The organism is Pseudomonas sp. CCOS 191, from assembly GCF_001007005.1.
Lineage (GTDB): Bacteria > Pseudomonadota > Gammaproteobacteria > Pseudomonadales > Pseudomonadaceae > Aquipseudomonas > Aquipseudomonas soli.
This window is the reverse complement of record NZ_LN847264.1, coordinates 1,690,817-1,709,193: the sequence shown is the minus strand read 5'-3', so window position 1 is coordinate 1,709,193 and position 18,377 is coordinate 1,690,817. Positions and strand designations below refer to the sequence as shown.

The following is an 18,377-nucleotide window of genomic DNA, read 5'->3' as shown; positions in this document are numbered from 1 at the left end:
CTCCAAGCAGTCTTTAACGCGCTCGGCGCCGAGCGCGCGCTCAATCAATTCGGCACTACAAAAAAACGACTGCACTGAACCCGGGTTCAACGTGCCCGCCACTCCCCAAGGCGGCTGCGCAAACGCGCGGCGCACTGGCTGTGCAACTGGCTGACACGCGATTCGCTGACCCCCAGCACCTCACCGATTTCCTTGAGGTTCAGCTCTTCGTCGTAGTACAGCGCCAGGACCAGGCGCTCACGCTCCGGCAGGTTGGCGATCGCATCGGCCAGCGCAGCCTGGAAGCGCTCGTCTTCCAGGTCACGCGCCGGCTCCAGCTGGCCGCTGGCACCGTCCTCGTGCAGCCCTTCATGTTCGCCGTCCTGCAGCAGGTCGTCGAAACTGAACAGGCGGCTGCCCAAGGTGTCATTCAAAATCCCGTAGTAATCATCGAGACTCAATTGGAGTTCGGCAGCAACCTCGTGATCTTTAGCGTCGCGGCCAGTCTTTGCTTCGACACAGCGGATCGCGTCACTGACCATGCGCGTGTTGCGGTGCACCGAGCGTGGTGCCCAATCCCCCTTGCGCACCTCGTCGAGCATGGCGCCGCGAATACGGATACCGGCGTAGGTTTCGAAACTGGCACCCTTGCTGGCATCATATTTGTTGGCCACTTCCAGCAAGCCGATCATCCCGGCCTGGATCAGATCCTCGACCTGGACGTTGGCCGGCAGACGCGCCAGCAGGTGGTAGGCGATACGCTTGACCAGCGGCGCGTAGCGTTCGATCAGCTCGTACTGCGCATCCTTGGCGGCCTTGCTGTACATCTTGAAACCGCTTGCGTTCATAGCACCGGCCCTGCACTGGTGGGCTGCACCAGGCGCTCGACAAAGAATTCCAGGTGCCCACGCGGGTTGGCAGGCAGCGGCCAGCTGTCGACCTTCTGCGCGATGGCCTTGAACGCCAGCGCGCACTTGGACCGAGGGAAGGCCTCATAGACCGCCCGCTGCTTCTGCACGGCCTTGCGCACGCATTCGTCGTAAGGCACGGCACCGACGTATTGTAGGGCGACGTCGAGGAAGCGGTCCGTGACCTTGGTCAACTTGGCGAAAAGGTTGCGGCCTTCCTGTGGGCTCTGGGCCATGTTGGCCAGCACACGGAACCGGTTCATCCCGTAATCGCGGTTGAGCAGCTTGATCAGCGCGTAGGCGTCGGTAATCGAGGTCGGCTCGTCGCACACCACCAGCAACACTTCCTGGGCGGCACGGACAAAACTGACCACCGAGTCACCGATACCCGCAGCCGTGTCGATCACCAGCACATCGAGGTTGTCGCCGATGTCGCTGAAGGCCTGGATCAGGCCCGCGTGTTGCGCGGGCGCCAGGTGCACCATGCTCTGCGTGCCGGAGGCCGCCGGAACGATGCGCACACCACCCGGCCCCTGCAACAGCACATCACGCAACTCGCAGCGGCCTTCGATCACATCGGCGAGGGTGCGCTTGGGCGTGAGCCCCAGCAGAACGTCGACATTGGCCAGGCCCAGGTCGGCGTCCAGCAACATCACCCGGCGGCCGAGCTCGGCCAGCGCCAGGGACAGGTTCACTGAAACGTTAGTCTTGCCGACGCCACCTTTGCCACCGGTCACGGCGATCACCTGTACGGGATGCATGCTACCCATGTCTGTTCTTTACCTTGTCTCGCTTGGACCCAGGCCACATGAGGGGCTGAACATTCAAGGCCACGGTCCGGCCGGGCAACCCCATGATGTAGGTACTTTGCACAGTATTCACCCTCAACCCGCGCGCTTGCCAGGGCTGTGGTACAGATCAGCGAACATGTCGGCCATGGCCTCGTCGCTGGGCTCTTCCTGCAATTGCACACTGACGGCGCGGCTTACCAACTGGTGCTTGCGCGGCAGCTGCAGGTCGTCGGGAATGCGCGGCCCATCGGTCAGATAGGCCACCGGCAATTCATGACTGATGGCCAGGCTCAGCACTTCGCCGAGGCAGGCCGTTTCGTCGAGTTTGGTCAGGATGCACCCGGCCAGGCCGCAGCGCTTGTAGCTGTGGTAGGCGGCGGTGAGCACCTGCTTCTGGCTGGTGGTCGCCAGCACCAGGTAATTCTTCGCGGCGATGCCGCGCCCGGCCAGGGTCTCGAGCTGCATGCGCAGCGCCGGGTCGCTGGCCTGCAGGCCTGCGGTATCGATCAGCACCACACGCTTGCGCAGCAGCGGCTCCAGGGCCTGGGCCAGCGACTCGCCCGGGTCGACGTAGGTGACCGGCACATTGAGGATGCGACCCAGCGTCTTGAGCTGTTCCTGGGCGCCAATGCGGAAGCTGTCCATGCTCACCAGCGCCAGGTTGTTCGCGCCGTACTTGAGCACGTAGCGCGCGGCCAGCTTGGCCAGCGTGGTGGTCTTGCCCATGCCGGCGGGGCCGACCATCGCGATCACCCCGCCCTCCTCGATCGGTTCGATCTCGGGCACGTCGATCATCCGCGCCAGGTGTGCCAGGACCATGCGCCAGGCATGGCGTGGTTCTTCGATGCCGGCGGTGAGGTCGAGCAGCTCGCGGGCCAGTCCACCGGAAAGGCCAAGGCGCTGCAGCCGGCGCCAAAGGTTGGCTTGCTGTGGCTTGCTGCCTTGCAGCTGGCTCCAGGCGAGCGAACCGAGCTGGACTTCAAGCAGCTCGCGCAAGCCGGTCAGTTCGAAACGCATGGCATCGAACAGGCGTGGATCAACCGGTGCCGACGCCGGCGCGGTAACCACCGCGGGTTCATCGACATGCTGCTCGATCAGCGGCTCCGAGGCGGTCAGCGGCTGACCGGCGAACAATTGCCGGTTGCCGCCTTCGACGGCATCGCCACGCCCGGTCAGTTCGGCCTGGGCGGTAACGATGCGCGACTGGGTCTTGCGCAGCTCGTCTTCGAGCTCTGCGTTGGGCACGCGCGGGGCCAGGGCGGACAGCTTGTAGTCCAGCGCAGCCGTCAGCTCGACACCGCCGGCAATGCGCCGATTGCCGATGATGGCGGCATCGGAGCCGAGCTCATCACGGACCAGCTTCATGGCCTGACGCATATCGGCGGCAAAAAAACGCTTAACTTGCATAACCCACTACCTCAGCCGTTGGGGCCCACGGTGGCAACGATGGTGACTTGCTTGTTGTCAGGTATTTCCTGATACGCCAAAACATGCAAATTCGGTACAGCCAGGCGGCCGAAGCGCGACAGCATGGCGCGGATCGGGCCGGCTACCAGAAGGATGGCCGGCTGGCCCTGCATTTCCTGGCGCTGGGCTGCCTCGATCAACGAACGCTGAAGCTTTTCGGCCATGCTCGGTTCAAGAAGAACACCATCTTCCTGACCCTGCCCGGCCCTTTGCAGACTATTGAGCAAGATTTGTTCCAACCTTGGCTCCAGGGTGATCACAGGCAGCTCGGACTCAACGCCGACAATGCTTTGCACGATGGCGCGGCTCAACCCGACGCGCACCACCGCCACCAGCGCGGCGGTATCTTGACTCTTGGCCGCGTTGTTGGCGATGGCTTCAGCAATGCTGCGGATGTCACGCACCGGCACCTGTTCGGCGAGCAGCGCCTGCAGGACCTTGAGCAGGCCCGACAAGGAAATGACACCCGGCACCACCTCCTCGGCCAGTTTCGGCGAGACCTTGGCCAGCACCTGCAGCAGTTGCACCACCTCCTCGTGCCCGATCAGCTCGTGGCAGTGCTTCTGCAGGATCTGGTTGAGGTGGGTGGCAACCACGGTACTGGCGTCCACCACCGTGTAACCCAGCGATTGCGCCTGGGCGCGCTGACCGACATCGATCCACACTGCCTCCAGGCCAAACGCCGGATCTCGCGAGGCGATGCCGTTGAGGGCGCCGAACACCTGGCCCGGATTGATCGCAAGCTCCCGATCCGGGTAGATCTCGGCTTCGGCCAGGATCACACCCATCAGCGTCAGACGGTAGGCGCTGGGCTGCAGGTCGAGGTTGTCGCGGATATGCACAGTGGGCATGAGGAAGCCCAGGTCCTGGGAGAGCTTCTTGCGCACGCCCTTGATGCGCGCAAGCAACTGCCCCCCTTGATTGCGGTCGACCAACGGAATCAGGCGGTAGCCAACCTCAAGGCCGATCATGTCGATTGGGGTGACATCGTCCCAGCCCAGCTCCTTGGTTTCCATGGCACGCTGTGGCGAAGGCAGCAGGTCCTGCTGGCGCTCGGCCTCCTGCTGGGCCACGACCTTGGCCTTTTGCTGCTTTTTCCAGAGCAGGTAGGCGCCACCACAGGCCACCCCGCCCAGGCCCAGGAAGGCCATATGTGGCATGCCCGGCACCAGCCCCATGACAATCATCAAGCCGCCAGACACCGCCAGCGCCTTGGGCGAATCGAACATCTGACGGTTGATCAGCTTGCCCATGTCCTCGGAGCCCGAGGCGCGGGTGACCATGATTGCAGCCGCGGTGGACAGCAGCAGTGATGGCAATTGCGCCACCAAACCGTCACCGATAGTCAGCAAGGCATAGACCTTGCCGGCATCGCCGAAGCTCATGCCGTGCTGCAACATGCCGATAAGCATGCCACCGATGAGGTTGATGAAGAGGATGAGCAGGCCGGCGATGGCATCACCGCGCACGAACTTGCTGGCACCGTCCATGGAACCGTAGAACTCGGCTTCCTGGGCAACTTCGCTACGCCGCGCCTTGGCCTGGGCCTGGTCGATGAGGCCGGCGTTGAGGTCGGCGTCGATGGCCATCTGCTTGCCGGGCATGGCGTCGAGGGTGAACCGTGCGCTCACTTCGGAGATACGCCCAGCACCCTTGGTCACCACCACGAAGTTGATGATCATGAGGATGGCGAACACCACGGCACCGACGACATAGTTGCCGCCGATCACCACTTCACCGAAGGCCTGGATCACCTTGCCCGCGGCACCATGGCCTTCCTGGCCGTGCAGCATGACCACGCGGGTGGACGCGACGTTCAGCGCCAGACGTAACAGGGTCGCCACCAGCAGGATCGTCGGGAAGGCGGCGAAGTCCAGGGGGCGCAGCGCATAGACGCAGACCAGGAGCACCACGATCGACAGGGCGATGTTGAAGGTGAAGAACACGTCGAGCAGGAACGGCGGTATCGGCAACATCATCATTGCCAACATCACCAGCAACAGCAGCGGCACGCCGAGATTGCCCCGGCCGAGACCGGCCAGGTTGTTGCGGGCGTTGCTGATTAACTGAGTGCGATCCACCGCGATTCCTCTTCAAGCAAAACTTTGACGCCTGCGTGGCGCCTGGCGCTGCCTTTGCAAGAAGCTTTCCAACTTTTGGTTTTGGGGGATTTGGTGGGCTGGGCTGGCTGGCTGGCTGGCTGGCTGGCTGGCTGGCTGGCTGGCTGGCTGGCTGGCTTTAGAGTGTTGGTGATGGTTTTGATGGGTGTATGCGCATTCAGAGGCGATGGCGACGCATACTCACCTTTTCGCCTTTACGGCGACCTTCTTTTGCACGCGGGCAAAAGAAGGCAAAAACCGCTCGCTCCATTCATACGGCCCCTACGCTTCGCTCCGGGGTTCCCTCGCTCCGTTCTTGCTCCCGTGGGTACCGCGCTGCAGGGCCCATCCTGGGCCCCAGCGCTCGACGGCCATCCATGGCCGTCGCCCCACTACGCAAGAACTCCGCTCGGCCTCCTGAAGTCGCAATGTATGGCGCCTGAACTATCGCGCGCTTAGAAGCAAGAGCAAGAGCAGGAACAGGAACAGGAACAGGAACAGGAACAGGAACAGGAACAGGAACAGGAACAGGAACAGGAACAGGAACAGGAACAGGAACAGGAAATGCGAAGCTGACTATTTGAAAGTTATTTATATATTAGCCGCCCCGCGAAACAATCGAGAGATTAATTACGTAGCAACTAGCGACAGCTGCGTCAGCCCAGGCGCCGCCCGTAACTTCGCGACTTCAGGAGGCCGAACGCAGGTCTTGCGGAGGGAGGTGACGGGCATGGATGCCCGTCAAGCGCTGCGCCCCAGGATGGGGCGTTCAGCGCGCTCCTCCCGGGAGCAAGGCCGGAGTGAGGGGACCCCGGAGCGAAGCGTAGGGGCCGGATGAATGGAGCGAGGATTTTTTGGTTCCTTTTTGATCCTTCAAAAAGGGACCCGCCGTAAGGGCGGAAAGGTGACTGTGCGTCGACATCAAAAATGAATGCGCACACAAACCCCAATACAACCGAAAACTACAAACTACAAACTACAAACTACAAACTACAAACTACAAACTCAGCTATCGCGCTGCAAATCATCGGGAATCGGCAAATCCTTGTTCAAAGGCTCAGGCGCCTTGCCCTTGCCCGCCCGATACTGCCGAACCTGGAACACAAACGCCAATACCTGCGCCACCGCCAGGTACAACCCCGCCGGAATCTCCTGCTCAAGCTCCGTGGAGTAGTAGATAGCCCGCGCCAGGGCCGCCGACTCGAGTATCTGCACATTGTGCTCGGCCCCGATCTCACGGATCTTCAGCGCGACAAAATCGGTGCCCTTGGCCACCAGCAACGGCGCCATACCCCCCTTCTCAGGGTCGTATTGCAACGCCACCGCATAGTGAGTCGGGTTGGTGATGATCACATCCGCCTCAGGCACTGCCGCCATCATCCGCCGCTGCGACGCCTCACGCTGCAATTGCCGGATACGTTGCTTGACCTCAGGCTTGCCCTCACTGTCCTTGTACTCGTCCTTCACTTCCTGCTTGGTCATCTTCATTTTCTTGTGCGTCTGCCAAAGCTGGAACGGCACATCCGCCGCCGCAATCAACAGCAGCCCCGCCGCCATCCACAGCGCACTCCACCCCACCACCTGCACCGAGTGGATGATCGCCTGCTCGAGCGGCTCATTGGCAATCGCCAGCAACGCCTGACGGTCCGCCGACAGCACGACCAGGGCAACGATCAGGATCATGAAGAACTTGGCCATGGCCTTGACCAGCTCGGTCAGCGCATTCAGCGAGAACATGCGCTTGATCCCCGACAGCGGGTTCATGCGGCTGAATTTCGGCTGCAGCAAGCTGCCCGAGAACAGGAACCCTCCCAGCGCAATCGGCGCCACGAATGAAATCACGAACAGCAGCAGCATTACCGGCTGCACAGCCCAGATGGCCATCTTGCCCGAGACCAACAGGAATGCCGCCATGTTGCGCTCGTCGACCAGCACCTCCCGCGTAAGGCTGAAGTTCATGCGCATCAAGGCCATCAACGTCTCGGCCAGGTAGCCACCGAACGCCATCAGCGCACCCGCGCCCGCCAAGGTTACCGCGACGGTGTTCAGCTCCTTGGAACGGGCAATCTCCCCCTTTTCGCGCGAGTCTTTCTTGCGCTTGTCGGTGGGTTCCTCTGTCTTGTCCTGACCGCTCTCGCTCTCTGCCATGCTCAGCGCGCCCGTGCCAGCTCACGCAGCCACTGCAGCGCTTCGCTGGCCAGTGCCTGGTAATGGGAAAGAATATCGGCCAGGCCGATCCAGAAAATGATCAGGCCCAACACCAGTGTCAACGGGAAACCGATGGAGAAAATATTCAACTGAGGCGCTGCGCGGGTCATTACACCGAAGGCAATGTTGACCACCAGCAGCGACGCAATGGCCGGCAAGACAAGCAGCAACCCAGCCCCCAGCACCCAGCTAAGGCGCCCCGCCATCTCCCAGAAATGGTTGACCACAAGAGCATTGCCCACCGGCAGCGTGGTAAAGCTCTCGGTGAGGATCTCGAACGCCACCAGGTGGCCATTCATCAGCAGGAACAACACGCTCACCAGCATCGTCATGAACTGGCTGACAACCGCCACGTTGACGCCGTTGGTCGGGTCCATCATGGAGGCGAACGCCATACCCATCTGGATCGCAATGATCTGCCCCGCGATCACAAACGCCTGAAACAGCAACTGCAGGGAGAACCCGAACAAGGCCCCAATGATCACCTGCTCGCCGCACAACAGCACGCCGCGCAGGCTCAAGGGGTCAATCGGCGGCAACGGCGGAAGCGCCGGCACTATCACCACGGTAATGGCCAATGCCGCATACAGCCGCACCCGGGCCGGCAGCATCTTGGTGCCAAAGATCGGCATGGTCATCAGCAGCGCCGTCACCCGAAACAACGGCAGGATGAAGGTGGCCACCCAGGTACCGATCTGAGTATCGGTCAGCTCCAGCATGGCGGCGTCAACCGATCAACTGCGGGATGCTGGTGTACAGGCCAATGAAGTACTCCATGAACTTCTGCACAAGCCAAGGGCCGGCGATGATCAGCGTGACCAGCATCACCAACAGGCGCGGCAGGAAGCTCAGGGTCTGTTCGTTGATCTGCGTGGCCGCCTGGAACATCGCCACCACCAGGCCGACCAGCAGGCTCGGCACCACCAGGATAGCCACCATCATGGAGGTCATCCACAAGGCTTCACGGAACAGGTCGACAGCGACTTCAGGTGTCATGCAAGGCTCTCCTTGATGGCGTCAGACACCGCCAAAACTACCCGCCAGGGTGCCCATGATCAGCGCCCATCCATCGACCAGCACGAACAGCATGATCTTGAACGGCAACGAAATGATCAGCGGCGACAGCATCATCATGCCCATGGCCATCAGCACACTGGCGACCACCATGTCGATGATCAGGAACGGGATGAAGATCATGAAGCCGATCTGGAACGCCGTCTTGAGCTCGGAGGTCACGAACGCCGGCACCAGGATCGTCAGCGGTACCTGATCCGGGCCCGCAATATCAGTGCGCTTGGACAGGCGCATGAACAGGTCCAGGTCGCTCTGCCGGGTTTGCGCCAGCATGAAGTCCTTCAACGGGCCCTGGGCCTTGTCGATGGCTTGCTGGGCCGTCATCTGCTCGGCCAGATAAGGCTGGATGGCATCCTTGTTCACCCTCTCGAACACAGGCGCCATGATGAACATGGTCAAGAACAGCGCCATGCCGGTGAGGATCTGGTTCGAGGGTGTCTGTTGCAGGCCCAGAGCCTGTCGCAGGATCGAGAAGACGATGATGATGCGGGTAAAGCTGGTCATCAGGATGACGAACGCCGGGATGAAGCTCAGCGCCGTCATGATCAGCAGAATCTGCAGGCTGACCGAATACTCCTGCTGCCCGTCCGCCCCATTGGACAGGGTGATGGCCGGGATGGACAACGGGTCGGCAGCCAGGGCCAGCGGTGCAGCCAGCAGCAGCGCCAGCGTCAACAGTAAGCGCAGTGCGCCGGTCATCACTTCTTGTCCTTCTGATCCTTGCCCATCAGCTCAAGCAGCCGCTGGGCGAATTCCGGCGTGGCCTGGCGCGCATCGGCGGGCACGTCGACAGGCTCGGCCAGCACATGCAACGCCTCGATGCTGCCAGGGGTATGGCCAATGAGAATCTGCTCCTTGCCCACCTGGATCAGCAGCAGCCGGTCGCGCGGGCCAATGGCACGGGTGCCGACGATCTCGATGACCGGAGCGCCCCGCTGCACCGAACCCTGCATGCGCCGCAGCAACCAGGCCAGGAAAAAGATCAGGCCGACGACCACCAGCAGGCCGAATACGGTTTGCGCCAGCTGCGCGCCGAAGCCGCCAGGAGCAGGCGCCGCAGCCGTTACGGCTACTGGCTCGGCAGCAGCAATCACCACCTCACTGGCCAGCAACGTGCCAAGGGCCAGCATGGCCCGCACCATGCGTTTCACTCAGCGCAACTTCTTGATACGTTCGCTGGGGCTGATCACGTCGGTCAGGCGAATGCCGAACTTTTCGTTGACCACCACGACCTCGCCATGGGCGATCAGCGTGCCGTTGACCAGCACATCCAGAGGCTCGCCGGCGAGGCGATCAAGCTCGATCACCGAACCCTGGTTGAGCTGCAGCAGGTTGCGGATGTTGATTTCGGTGCTGCCCACTTCCATCGAGATGCTCACCGGAATATCCAGGATCACATCCAGGTTGGGGCCTTCGAGGCTGACATTCTCGTTGGGCTTGGGGGAGCTTGCGAACTCTTCCATCGGCAGGCGGCCGGCGCCGGAGTCTGCAGCCAATAGCGCATCGATGTCGGACTGGCCGGCATCGCCGGTCTCTTCCAGGGCCGCAGCCCACTCATCGGCCAGGGCCTGTTCCTCTGGAGAGTTGATCTCGTTTTCGTTAGCCATGATTTCCTCGACAGGCATTCAATACGTTTAAGCGACCGGCACGCCGTCAGCGGCGCTCGATCGGGTCGATGATCTGCAGCGACAGGGTGCCCTTGTGCGATCCCAGCCGCGCCTTGAACGACGGCACGCCATTGGCGCGCAATACCAGGTGCTCCGGCAGTTCGACCGGGATCACGTCGCCTGGCTGCATGTGCAGGATGTCGCGCAGCTTGAGCTGGCGGCGGGCAACAGTGGCCGACAGCGGCACATTGACGTCCAGCACATCCTCACGCAGCGCCTTGACCCAGCGCTCGTCCTGGTCGTCCAGGTCGGACTGGAAGCCGGCATCGAGCATTTCACGCACCGGCTCGATCATCGAGTACGGCATGGTCACGTGCAGGTCGCCGCCACCGCCATCGAGCTCGATGTGGAAGGTCGAAACCACCACGGCCTCGCTGGGGCCGACGATGTTGGCCATGGCCGGGTTGACCTCGGAGTTGATGTACTCGAAGTTGACCGGCATGATCGCCTGCCAGGCTTCCTTGAGGTCGACGAAGCACTGGTCCAGGACCATGCGCACCACGCGTAGCTCGGTCGGGGTGAACTCTCGCCCCTCGATCTTGGCGTGGCGGCCGTCGCCACCGAAGAAGTTGTCCACCAGCTTGAACACCAGCTTGGCGTCGAGGATGAACAGCGCGGTGCCGCGCAACGGCTTGATCTTGACCAGGTTCAGGCTGGTCGGCACGTACAGCGAGTGCACGTACTCGCCGAATTTCATCACCTGCACGCCGCCCACCGCCACATCGGCGGAGCGGCGCAGCAGGTTGAACATGCTGATGCGGGTGTAACGGGCGAAACGCTCGTTGATCATTTCCAGGGTCGGCATGCGCCCCCGGACGATACGGTCCTGACTGGTCAGGTCGTAGCTCTTGATGCTGCCGGGCTCGCCGGTGCTCTCGGTTTGTACCAGCCCATCGTCCACCCCATGCAGCAGGGCGTCGATCTCATCCTGGGACAGCAGGTCCTGCACGGCCATCTATGTGCTCCTACTGCAATACGAAATTGGTGAACAGCAGCTGGTCGACGACCGGCCTGCCGACTTCCTTCTGCGCCACTTCCTGGACCACCGCGGTGGCCTTCTGGCGCAGCATTTCCTGGCCGACAGGGCTCGCGGCGAGGGTGTCGAAACCCTGCCCGGAGAACATCATCACCAGGTTGTTGCGAATCACCGGCATGTGTACTTTCAGCGCTTCCAGATCAGCCTGGCTGCGGCCCTGCATGGTGATGCTCACCTGCATGTAGCGCTGGCGGCCATTCTGGTTGAAGTTGACGACAAAGGCCGGTGCCAGGGGCTCGTAGATCGCCGCTGGCTTGATGTTGCTCTGGGCTGCTTCAGGCGCCGGAGCCGACTCGCTCTTGTGCATGAAGAACCAGGTCGCACCCACCGACAGGCCGACTGCGAGAAGCAGCGCCAGCACCAACAGCAGGATCAGCTTGAGTTTGCCTTTAGTGGCGGGGTCTTTCACTGCGTCGCTCTTCGCCATGCCAATAATCCGTCGTCCATCGGGGTTTCAAAGAAGGATGACGTGGCTGAGCAAGTGTTATGCCAGATTTGCCTTTGCAAGCTTCTGGGGTGGCAACCTCTTTACGAGATGCGGCATCTGCAAAATTTCGCCTGGCGTCGCTGCGCATAGGCAACGCCAGGCATGCCCGAAAAATCAAGCGTAGTAATCGACCACACTGTCGCCTACCACCACCTGCTGCTCGACAGGGCGCGCGACTTCAGCGGGATCGGCATCGTCCCCCTCCGCTGCGTTGCCACGCCGCGCCGCCACCCCGGACAGGCCCGACCCACCCTGCTGCGCCTCGTGCTGTTGCTGCTGGCCACGGGACTGATCAGCCACGCTGACGTCGGGCTGGGCCAAGCCCTGCTGGGCGAACAGCTCTCGCAGGCGATGCACCTGGCTGTCGAGGGCGTCGCGCACACCGGCATGGCCGCTGACGAAGTGGATCTGGGTCGACTGGTCTGTCGCCACGTTGACGCGAATATCCAGGCGTCCCAACTCCCGCGGCTCAAGCTGGATGTCCGCAGACTTGAGGTTCTGGCTGGAGAGGTACATGACTCGGTTGACCAACCCCTCGGTCCAGCCGCCCTGGTTCATCGCCAACGGTTGCTGCAGCGGGCCAGGCGTGGCGGGCACGGCGTTGGCGGTCTTGGGCGTCACCGCCTGGGTGAGGCTGGCCAGGCGGTTGGCGAAATCGTCGACGCGGGTATCACTGCTGGCACCCTTGATATCCTTGAGGCCGTCATCGAGCAGGCCGGCAAAGGCCTTGTCACCGCGCTCACCCTGCCCCGGCTCCGACTCTCCTTTCTCGGCCAAAGTCGCCAAGGTATTGACGGCTGCAGTAGCAGGGCTGGCAGTTTGCTGACCGTTGTTATCGACAACGGCATGGGCCGACGTCTTGCCCTTGGACTGCGCATCCTGTTCAAGCGCCAGGCGCAAGGCCGGCATATCGGCAAGTGCATCGGCCTCGGGGTCGAACGCCGTGGTTTGCTCAGCCTCTTGCGCTACCTGTACCGGCGCTGGCGCAGGCTGCAGCGGCGCTTGAACCGCCGCCTGCAGCACCGGGGCCACCGCTTCCGCCTGGGCCTGGAGCAGTTGCGCCCCGGCCTGGGCATCGGTCACCTGGCCGGCGACCAGGCTGGCATCGAGCGGGGGCACTGCACTGCCATCGGCGGCCTCATCAGTGTCGTCGGCGGGCTGCGAAGATGCAGTCGATGGCAAGCTCTTGCCGTCATCGGCAACGGCCGGCGCCTTACCCGCGGCATGCTTGCCGCCCGCGGCTGGATCTGCCTGCGCCTTGTTCTTCGCCGGCGGCACCTGGCTGGCGGGCTTTTCATCCCTTGCCGGGGCACTCTTGACCGGGGTGCTGTCACGCTCTTGTCGGGCCATCACCTGATCAAAGCCGGCGCCTTGCTTCGCGGCCTGCAGCGGCTTTTCCGCCGCACTGGCAGCTTGGCGTTGCGCCTGATTGGCGAGGCCGGCTTGCAACAATGGATTGGGTGCGACAGGCATTGAACAATCTCCGCTCCAGAACCTGGAAAAATACGTCTGGGGCTGCAAAAGCAAAACTCGCGCCAGGTTAAGCTATTGCGCGGAAACTCGTTGCCGTTCACTGCGATAGTAACGCTGGACGACCAGGTATTCCTGATCAATGCGATTGATCAGGTCCTCGATCCCATACAAGGGCTGCTGGCGCACGCGCTCTTCAAGCTGCTGGCACAAGGCGGCCAGGCCAACGGCCCCCATATTGCTGCTACTGCCCTTGAAGCTGTGCGCTGCCATGCCCAGCTCATCGGCATCCCTCGCCTTGTGCAACTGGTTCAGGCGTCGCTCGGAGTCTTCCAGAAAGGTCTCCAGCAACTGCAGGTAGCCATCTTCCATGACCTCCCGCAAGTCACTCAACACCTGTTGATTGATGTGCACGTCCACTTGCTCACTCCCTGATCAAGCCTCGCTAAGCCAGACCCCGCGGGCATCCCGCAGGCTCACCATTCAAAATCCACCTGGGCAAGGCGACCACCCTCCAACCAGCGGGCCTGACCTGCCAGGCGCTGTACCAGGCCCATGCCTCGGCCACTGAAAGCCTGCTGCTCGGGCGTCCTGGCAAGCTCACGCGCCACGTCGAAGCCTGCGCCACTGTCTCGCACCTCGATCATCAGACGCCCGCCAGCACCCCGCGGTTCAACCTGCAGTCCGATGCTCACGAACCCGTCCACCTCGTGCATCAAGCGCTCGGCACGCTGCCGATAATACTGCGCAAAGCCCTGGGCGTCGCGCTTGAGCCGGGAGTCCATCGCCAGCACACCGTGCTCCAGCGCATTGGAATACAGCTCGCTCAAGACACTGTGCAGGCGCCCGCTGCTAGGCCTGAGCCCGTGAATTTCCTGCAACAGTTGCACCAGATAAGGCACCGGATTGAAGCGGCGCAGGCTCTGCCCCCGCAGCTCGAACCGCAACGACCAGTCCAGAGGGCTGGAACGGCCACTGTCGGAGTACACCACTGGTTGCGGCGCCAGCTCCTCAGGGGCAGACATGCGGATATCGCACAAGCTGATGTCATCACGCGACTGCCCGCCGAAAACTGCCAAAGCCTGCATCACCTCATCGAACAACAGATCGGGGTTGCGGTTGTCAGCCAGCACATCGCGCAAGCGATCGACCCCGAACAAGCGTTCCTGGGCATCCCCCGTGTCCACCACACCATCGGACAGCAGGAACAACCGCTCGCCGACCGCCAGTGGCAACACCTGGGTGGCATCGTCGAACTGCTCCGGCGCCAGCACCCCCAACGGCAGATGATGGGAACACAGCATGCCCAGCACCTCCCCTTCGGCAGACAGGCGATAGCCATCCGGCATCCCGCCATTCCAGACCTCGACCGTACCGCGCTGAAAGCTCAGGCTGAGCAACAGCGCGCAGCAGAACATGTCTACCGGCAGAATACGCTTGAGCTTGGCGTTCATTTCCCGCAGCGTCTCGGCCAGGCCATAGCCCTTGGCGGTCATGCCATAGAACACCTCCGCCAGCGGCATGGCCCCCACCGCAGCCGGCAAACCGTGGCCGGTGAAATCCCCCAGCAGCACATGCATGTCGCCAGACGGGGTGAATGCTGCCAGCAGCAGGTCGCCATTGAACAGTGCATAGGGCGATTGCAGGTAACGGATATTCGCTGCCTTCAGACAGCCGGAATGGGCGACCTTGTCGAACACCGCCTTGGCCACACGCTGCTCGTTGAGCAGGTGGTGATGGTGGCGGGTGATCTGGTCACGCTGTTCAAGCACCGTGGCATGCAACCGGCGCAAACGGTCCATGGCACGGATTTTCGCCGCAAGAATGACGGCGCTGTAGGGTTTGGCCATGAAGTCGTCGCCCCCGGCCTCGAGGCAGCGTACCAGGCCCTCCTCTTCGTTGAGTGAGGTCAGGAAGATGATCGGCACAAGGGCCTCGCCGGCCAACGCCTTGATTCTCCGCGCAGCTTCAAAACCGTCCATCACCGGCATCAAGGCATCGAGCAGCACCAGTTGCGGCCGTCGCTCGGTGAACATCGCCACGGCCTGTTCACCGTTCTCGGCAGTGAACACCTCATGCCCCTGACGCCGGACAATCTGCGCCAGCAAGAGGCGATCTGCTGCGCCGTCTTCGGCCACCAGCACGGTCAACGCCTGCTCGGCGGGCATGAGGGTACTCAACTGATGTCGAACAGTTTTTCGAAATTGGAGATGGCGAGGATCTTGCGCACGTCCGGGCTGGCATGGACCACGCGGATATCGGACTCCTCACCGCCGACATGGTCGCGCAGCAACAACAGCATACCCAGCGCCGAGCTGTCGAGATAAGTGGCCTCCTTCAGGTCGACCACCACGGAATCCGGGCGCGGGCGCTGGCGCTCGTAGGCATCCCGGAACTCCTGATGCTTGCCGAAATCGAAACGACCCTTGACCTTGATCGTCAGTTTTTTCCCTTCCTGCGAAAAATCAGTTTCGACTGCCATACGAGCGATTCCTTCGGTGATGGCGAATGCAACTCCTGAAGGTTTAGCAGGCACCATGGGCTGGTGCAAGGCGCTGGCGCCGGGCGGACAAGCCCCTTCCTACAGATGCCCTTGCCGCGGCAAGCGCTGGGACAACTCGTCGAGCAGGCGCTGCTCGCGCTTGTCCTCGGCCCGGCGCGCCTCGTCGAGGTAGCGCTGCACCAGCTTGCGCAACCCCTCCACCCGTGCGTAGGTCTGCTGCCAGGCGTTGCGTGCGTTGTTGAGGTTGTTCTGGTGCCAGGCCATGCTCTGGCGCTGCTGGGTCATGGCCGTTTCCAACTGACCGAGGAAACGCTGGTAATTGACCAGCCAGTTGCCGTCGACCCCCTTGGAGCCACGGCTGATCCACTGCTGCTGGTAGGCCTCGCGGAAACTTTCAAGCTCGGCCTGCTTGGCCTGCGCATCGGTCAACATTCGCTGAAAGTGCCCCACCCGCTGAGCGGCCTTGCGCTCGGCCTCCTCGGCCATGGTCACCACGGGAGCCAGGCGTGCGGCACGGCTGGGCTGGGCCATGGCCTATCAGTTCCCCGGCGGCGCAAAGATTGCGCCCAACTGCTCGCGACCCTGGGCCATGCCAACGTTTTCATCCAGGCCCTGACGCAGGAAGTCCACCAGCTTGGGCTGCAAGGCAATGGCCAGGTCGGTTTCCGGGTCACCGCCAGCCACATACGCACCGACGCTGATCAGGTCGCGGCTTTGCGAAAGGCGCGACCACAACTGCTTGAATTTCTGCGCCTGGCGCAAGTGATCGGGGTCTACCACCTGAGGCATCACCCGGCTGATCGAGGCTTCGATATCGATGGCCGGGTAGTGCCCCTCTTCGGCCAGGCGCCGGGACAACACAAAGTGCCCGTCGAGGACGCCCCGCGCCGAGTCTGCGATCGGGTCCTGCTGATCGTCGCCCTCGGAGAGCACGGTATAGAACGCGGTGATCGAGCCACCGCCCGGCTCGCCATTGCCGGCACGCTCCACCAGCTTGGGCAACTTGGCGAACACCGACGGCGGATACCCACGCGTGGCCGGCGGCTCGCCGATTGCCAGGGCGATCTCACGCTGGGCCTGGGCGAAACGGGTCAACGAGTCCATCAACAGCAGGACGTTCTTGCCCTTGTCACGGAAATATTCGGCGATTCGCGTGCAGTACATAGCTGCCCGCAGGCGCATCAGCGGGGCATCATCCGCAGGCGAGGCCACCACCACCGAACGCTTGAGCCCCTCTTCACCAAGAATGTGCTCGATGAACTCCTTCACCTCGCGGCCCCGCTCACCGATCAGCCCCACCACGATGATTTCGGCCTCGGTAAAGCGCGTCATCATGCCCAGCAGCACCGACTTGCCCACACCAGTACCGGCGAACAGCCCCAGACGCTGGCCGCGACCCACGGTAAGCAGGCCATTGATGCTGCGAATGCCCACGTCCAATGGCTGGCTGATCGGGTCACGGTTCAGGGGGTTGATGACCGGGCCATCCATCGGCACCCAATCCTCGGCCTTCATGCCGCCCTTGCCATCCAGCGCACGACCGGCGCCATCGAGCACCCGCCCGAGCATGCTCATGCCCATCGGCAAGCGGCCACTGTCATCCAGCGGCACCACGCGGGCACCAGGCGCCAGCCCGACAATACTGCCGACCGGCATCAGGAACACCTTGCCACCGGCAAAGCCCATGACTTCGGCCTCGACCTGCACAGGGTGATAGCTGTCGTCGTTGATCACCAGGCAGCGGCTACCCACCGCTGCCCGCAGGCCTTCGGCCTCAAGCGTGAGGCCGACCATACGCAGCAGGCGGCCCTCGACGATTGGCTGCTCAGGCAGCCTCACCGCATCGGCGTAGCCTTCAAGGCGCTTGCCGAAACTGGTGCGTTCAAGGCGCATCGGCTTCACCTGCAGGCTCATCGAGTTCGACCTGAATATCCGGCGCCGCAGGGTGCAATGCCTGGTCATGGGATTGGTCGAACAGCTGCGCCACGGCCTTCTCGATACGGGTTTCCATGGTCGCGTCGATGCGGCTGTGGGCGGTTTCGATCCGGCAACCGCCAGGCAGCAGGGCTTCGTCCTCAAGTAGCTTCCAATCTTCCTCATGGCGCTCGCGCAGGGTCTTGGCCAGCTCGAAGTCCTGGGGATTGAGATGGATACGGATGTTGTCAGCGCCCATCGGCAGCAGCTTCAGTGCCTCGCGAAGCACATGGGTGATCTGGCTGGAATCTGCGCGCAACTCGCGGCCGATGACCTGGCGGGTCATGTTCGCCACCAGCAGCACCAGCGCCTTTTCGATCTGCGTGTCCTGCTCGGCGATCGGCTCCAGGAGGTGGTTCATGACCTGCTCCAGGCTCGCAAGCTTGGCGGCCAGCGCCACTTCGGCCTCCTGCCGAACCTTGAGCTGGGTACTGTGGAAGCCTTCCCGCTCGCCCGTGGCGAAACCTTCGTTGTAGGCCTCCTGGCGAATGGCCTCAAGCTCTTCGAGGGTAAGGGGCTGGACTTCCTCCAGCGGCACCTCTTCGACTTCTTCCTCGACGACGGTCGGCTCAGGCTCAGGCTGGGGTTCAGGCTCCGGATCGAAGCTAGGCAACGACCAGACATCCACGCCCTCAAGGTCGCGGGCACGGATCAGATCGCTGGGGTGTTCGGTGGTGGACATGCTCAAAAACCTCTTTAGCTGCAAGCATCAAG

General features: G+C 62.5%; 19 protein-coding genes. All 19 read right to left on the bottom strand.

Features of this window, described 5'->3' with window-relative positions; translation table 11 throughout:
- Window positions 1–86: 86 nt before the first annotated feature.
- The 19 genes from fliA to fliH all read right to left on the bottom strand — a co-directional run bounded on the left by fliA (window position 87) and on the right by fliH (window position 18,345).
- Complete coding sequence (gene fliA, locus CCOS191_RS07705; protein WP_038706555.1) at window positions 87–827, bottom strand: RNA polymerase sigma factor FliA; 741 nt, start codon at window positions 825–827, stop codon at window positions 87–89.
- Complete coding sequence (fleN, locus tag CCOS191_RS07700; RefSeq protein ID WP_023630864.1) at window positions 824–1,657, bottom strand: flagellar synthesis regulator FleN; 834 nt, start codon at window positions 1,655–1,657, stop codon at window positions 824–826. The genes fliA and fleN overlap by 4 nt, the downstream gene beginning before the upstream one ends.
- A 114-nt stretch (window positions 1,658–1,771) precedes the next feature.
- Window positions 1,772–3,085: a flagellar biosynthesis protein FlhF gene (flhF, locus tag CCOS191_RS07695; RefSeq protein WP_046854690.1), complete on the bottom strand. Its 1,314-nt coding sequence runs from the start codon at window positions 3,083–3,085 to the stop codon at window positions 1,772–1,774.
- A gap of 11 nt (window positions 3,086–3,096) precedes the next feature.
- Window positions 3,097–5,226, bottom strand: a complete 2,130-nt coding sequence (flhA, locus tag CCOS191_RS07690; protein ID WP_046854689.1) for a flagellar biosynthesis protein FlhA — start codon at window positions 5,224–5,226, stop codon at window positions 3,097–3,099.
- A gap of 1,023 nt (window positions 5,227–6,249) precedes the next feature.
- Entirely contained in the window at window positions 6,250–7,392 is a 1,143-nt protein-coding gene (flhB, locus tag CCOS191_RS07685; protein WP_046854688.1) for a flagellar biosynthesis protein FlhB, read from the bottom strand.
- A 2-nt stretch (window positions 7,393–7,394) separates the two neighbouring features.
- A complete protein-coding gene (gene fliR, locus CCOS191_RS07680) occupies window positions 7,395–8,171 on the bottom strand; it encodes a flagellar biosynthetic protein FliR (protein ID WP_046854687.1) in 777 nt (258 codons plus the stop codon).
- A gap of 7 nt (window positions 8,172–8,178) precedes the next feature.
- Complete coding sequence (gene fliQ, locus CCOS191_RS07675; RefSeq protein ID WP_046854686.1) at window positions 8,179–8,448, bottom strand: flagellar biosynthesis protein FliQ; 270 nt, start codon at window positions 8,446–8,448, stop codon at window positions 8,179–8,181.
- Window positions 8,449–8,469: 21 nt separating this feature from the next.
- On the bottom strand, window positions 8,470–9,225 hold the full coding sequence (fliP, locus tag CCOS191_RS07670) for a flagellar type III secretion system pore protein FliP (RefSeq protein ID WP_046854685.1): 756 nt from the start codon (window positions 9,223–9,225) through the stop codon (window positions 8,470–8,472).
- Window positions 9,225–9,677, bottom strand: coding sequence for a flagellar biosynthetic protein FliO (fliO, locus tag CCOS191_RS07665; protein WP_046854684.1), 453 nt, complete (start codon window positions 9,675–9,677; stop codon window positions 9,225–9,227). The genes fliP and fliO overlap by 1 nt, the downstream gene beginning before the upstream one ends.
- A complete protein-coding gene (gene fliN, locus CCOS191_RS07660; RefSeq protein WP_046854683.1) occupies window positions 9,678–10,133 on the bottom strand; it encodes a flagellar motor switch protein FliN in 456 nt (151 codons plus the stop codon).
- Window positions 10,134–10,179: 46 nt separating this feature from the next.
- Window positions 10,180–11,148 (bottom strand): flagellar motor switch protein FliM, encoded by a 969-nt coding sequence (gene fliM, locus CCOS191_RS07655; RefSeq protein ID WP_046854682.1) that lies wholly within the window; start codon window positions 11,146–11,148, stop codon window positions 10,180–10,182.
- A 10-nt stretch (window positions 11,149–11,158) separates the two neighbouring features.
- Window positions 11,159–11,656, bottom strand: coding sequence for a flagellar basal body-associated protein FliL (fliL, locus tag CCOS191_RS07650; protein ID WP_046854681.1), 498 nt, complete (start codon window positions 11,654–11,656; stop codon window positions 11,159–11,161).
- Between the two features lie 174 nt (window positions 11,657–11,830).
- The gene (locus CCOS191_RS07645; RefSeq protein ID WP_046854680.1) at window positions 11,831–13,189 is read right to left on the bottom strand and encodes a flagellar hook-length control protein FliK; all 1,359 of its coding nucleotides are present in this window, start codon (window positions 13,187–13,189) and stop codon (window positions 11,831–11,833) included.
- A gap of 72 nt (window positions 13,190–13,261) precedes the next feature.
- Entirely contained in the window at window positions 13,262–13,558 is a 297-nt protein-coding gene (locus tag CCOS191_RS07640) for an Hpt domain-containing protein (RefSeq protein ID WP_046857713.1), read from the bottom strand.
- A 104-nt stretch (window positions 13,559–13,662) separates the two neighbouring features.
- Entirely contained in the window at window positions 13,663–15,354 is a 1,692-nt protein-coding gene (locus CCOS191_RS07635; RefSeq protein WP_046854679.1) for an ATP-binding SpoIIE family protein phosphatase, read from the bottom strand.
- Between the two features lie 8 nt (window positions 15,355–15,362).
- Window positions 15,363–15,668, bottom strand: coding sequence for an STAS domain-containing protein (locus tag CCOS191_RS07630; protein ID WP_046854678.1), 306 nt, complete (start codon window positions 15,666–15,668; stop codon window positions 15,363–15,365).
- A gap of 99 nt (window positions 15,669–15,767) precedes the next feature.
- Window positions 15,768–16,220: a flagellar export protein FliJ gene (fliJ, locus tag CCOS191_RS07625; protein ID WP_046854677.1), complete on the bottom strand. Its 453-nt coding sequence runs from the start codon at window positions 16,218–16,220 to the stop codon at window positions 15,768–15,770.
- Window positions 16,221–16,226: 6 nt separating this feature from the next.
- Window positions 16,227–17,582: a flagellar protein export ATPase FliI gene (gene fliI / locus CCOS191_RS07620; protein WP_046857712.1), complete on the bottom strand. Its 1,356-nt coding sequence runs from the start codon at window positions 17,580–17,582 to the stop codon at window positions 16,227–16,229.
- Window positions 17,572–18,345 (bottom strand): flagellar assembly protein FliH, encoded by a 774-nt coding sequence (fliH, locus tag CCOS191_RS07615; protein WP_046854676.1) that lies wholly within the window; start codon window positions 18,343–18,345, stop codon window positions 17,572–17,574. Before fliH ends, fliI begins: the two co-directional genes overlap by 11 nt.
- Window positions 18,346–18,377: the final 32 nt, after the last annotated feature.

Bases quoted from the DNA above. Each gene is read 5' to 3' on its own strand.
- fliA (WP_038706555.1), bottom strand. From the start codon at position 827: ATGAACGCAAGCGGTTTCAAGATGTACAGCAAGGCCGCCAAGGATGCG.
- fleN (WP_023630864.1), bottom strand. From the start codon at position 1,657: ATGGGTAGCATGCATCCCGTACAGGTGATCGCCGTGACCGGTGGCAAA.
- flhF (WP_046854690.1), bottom strand. From the start codon at position 3,085: ATGCAAGTTAAGCGTTTTTTTGCCGCCGATATGCGTCAGGCCATGAAG.
- flhB (WP_046854688.1), bottom strand. From the start codon at position 7,392: ATGGCAGAGAGCGAGAGCGGTCAGGACAAGACAGAGGAACCCACCGAC.
- fliR (WP_046854687.1), bottom strand. From the start codon at position 8,171: ATGCTGGAGCTGACCGATACTCAGATCGGTACCTGGGTGGCCACCTTC.
- fliQ (WP_046854686.1), bottom strand. From the start codon at position 8,448: ATGACACCTGAAGTCGCTGTCGACCTGTTCCGTGAAGCCTTGTGGATG.
- fliP (WP_046854685.1), bottom strand. From the start codon at position 9,225: ATGACCGGCGCACTGCGCTTACTGTTGACGCTGGCGCTGCTGCTGGCT.
- fliN (WP_046854683.1), bottom strand. From the start codon at position 10,133: ATGGCTAACGAAAACGAGATCAACTCTCCAGAGGAACAGGCCCTGGCC.
- fliM (WP_046854682.1), bottom strand. From the start codon at position 11,148: ATGGCCGTGCAGGACCTGCTGTCCCAGGATGAGATCGACGCCCTGCTG.
- fliL (WP_046854681.1), bottom strand. From the start codon at position 11,656: ATGGCGAAGAGCGACGCAGTGAAAGACCCCGCCACTAAAGGCAAACTC.
- CCOS191_RS07645 (WP_046854680.1), bottom strand. From the start codon at position 13,189: ATGCCTGTCGCACCCAATCCATTGTTGCAAGCCGGCCTCGCCAATCAG.
- CCOS191_RS07640 (WP_046857713.1), bottom strand. From the start codon at position 13,558: ATGGAAGATGGCTACCTGCAGTTGCTGGAGACCTTTCTGGAAGACTCC.
- CCOS191_RS07635 (WP_046854679.1), bottom strand. From the start codon at position 15,354: ATGCCCGCCGAGCAGGCGTTGACCGTGCTGGTGGCCGAAGACGGCGCA.
- CCOS191_RS07630 (WP_046854678.1), bottom strand. From the start codon at position 15,668: ATGGCAGTCGAAACTGATTTTTCGCAGGAAGGGAAAAAACTGACGATC.
- fliJ (WP_046854677.1), bottom strand. From the start codon at position 16,220: ATGGCCCAGCCCAGCCGTGCCGCACGCCTGGCTCCCGTGGTGACCATG.
- fliI (WP_046857712.1), bottom strand. From the start codon at position 17,582: ATGCGCCTTGAACGCACCAGTTTCGGCAAGCGCCTTGAAGGCTACGCC.
- fliH (WP_046854676.1), bottom strand. From the start codon at position 18,345: ATGTCCACCACCGAACACCCCAGCGATCTGATCCGTGCCCGCGACCTT.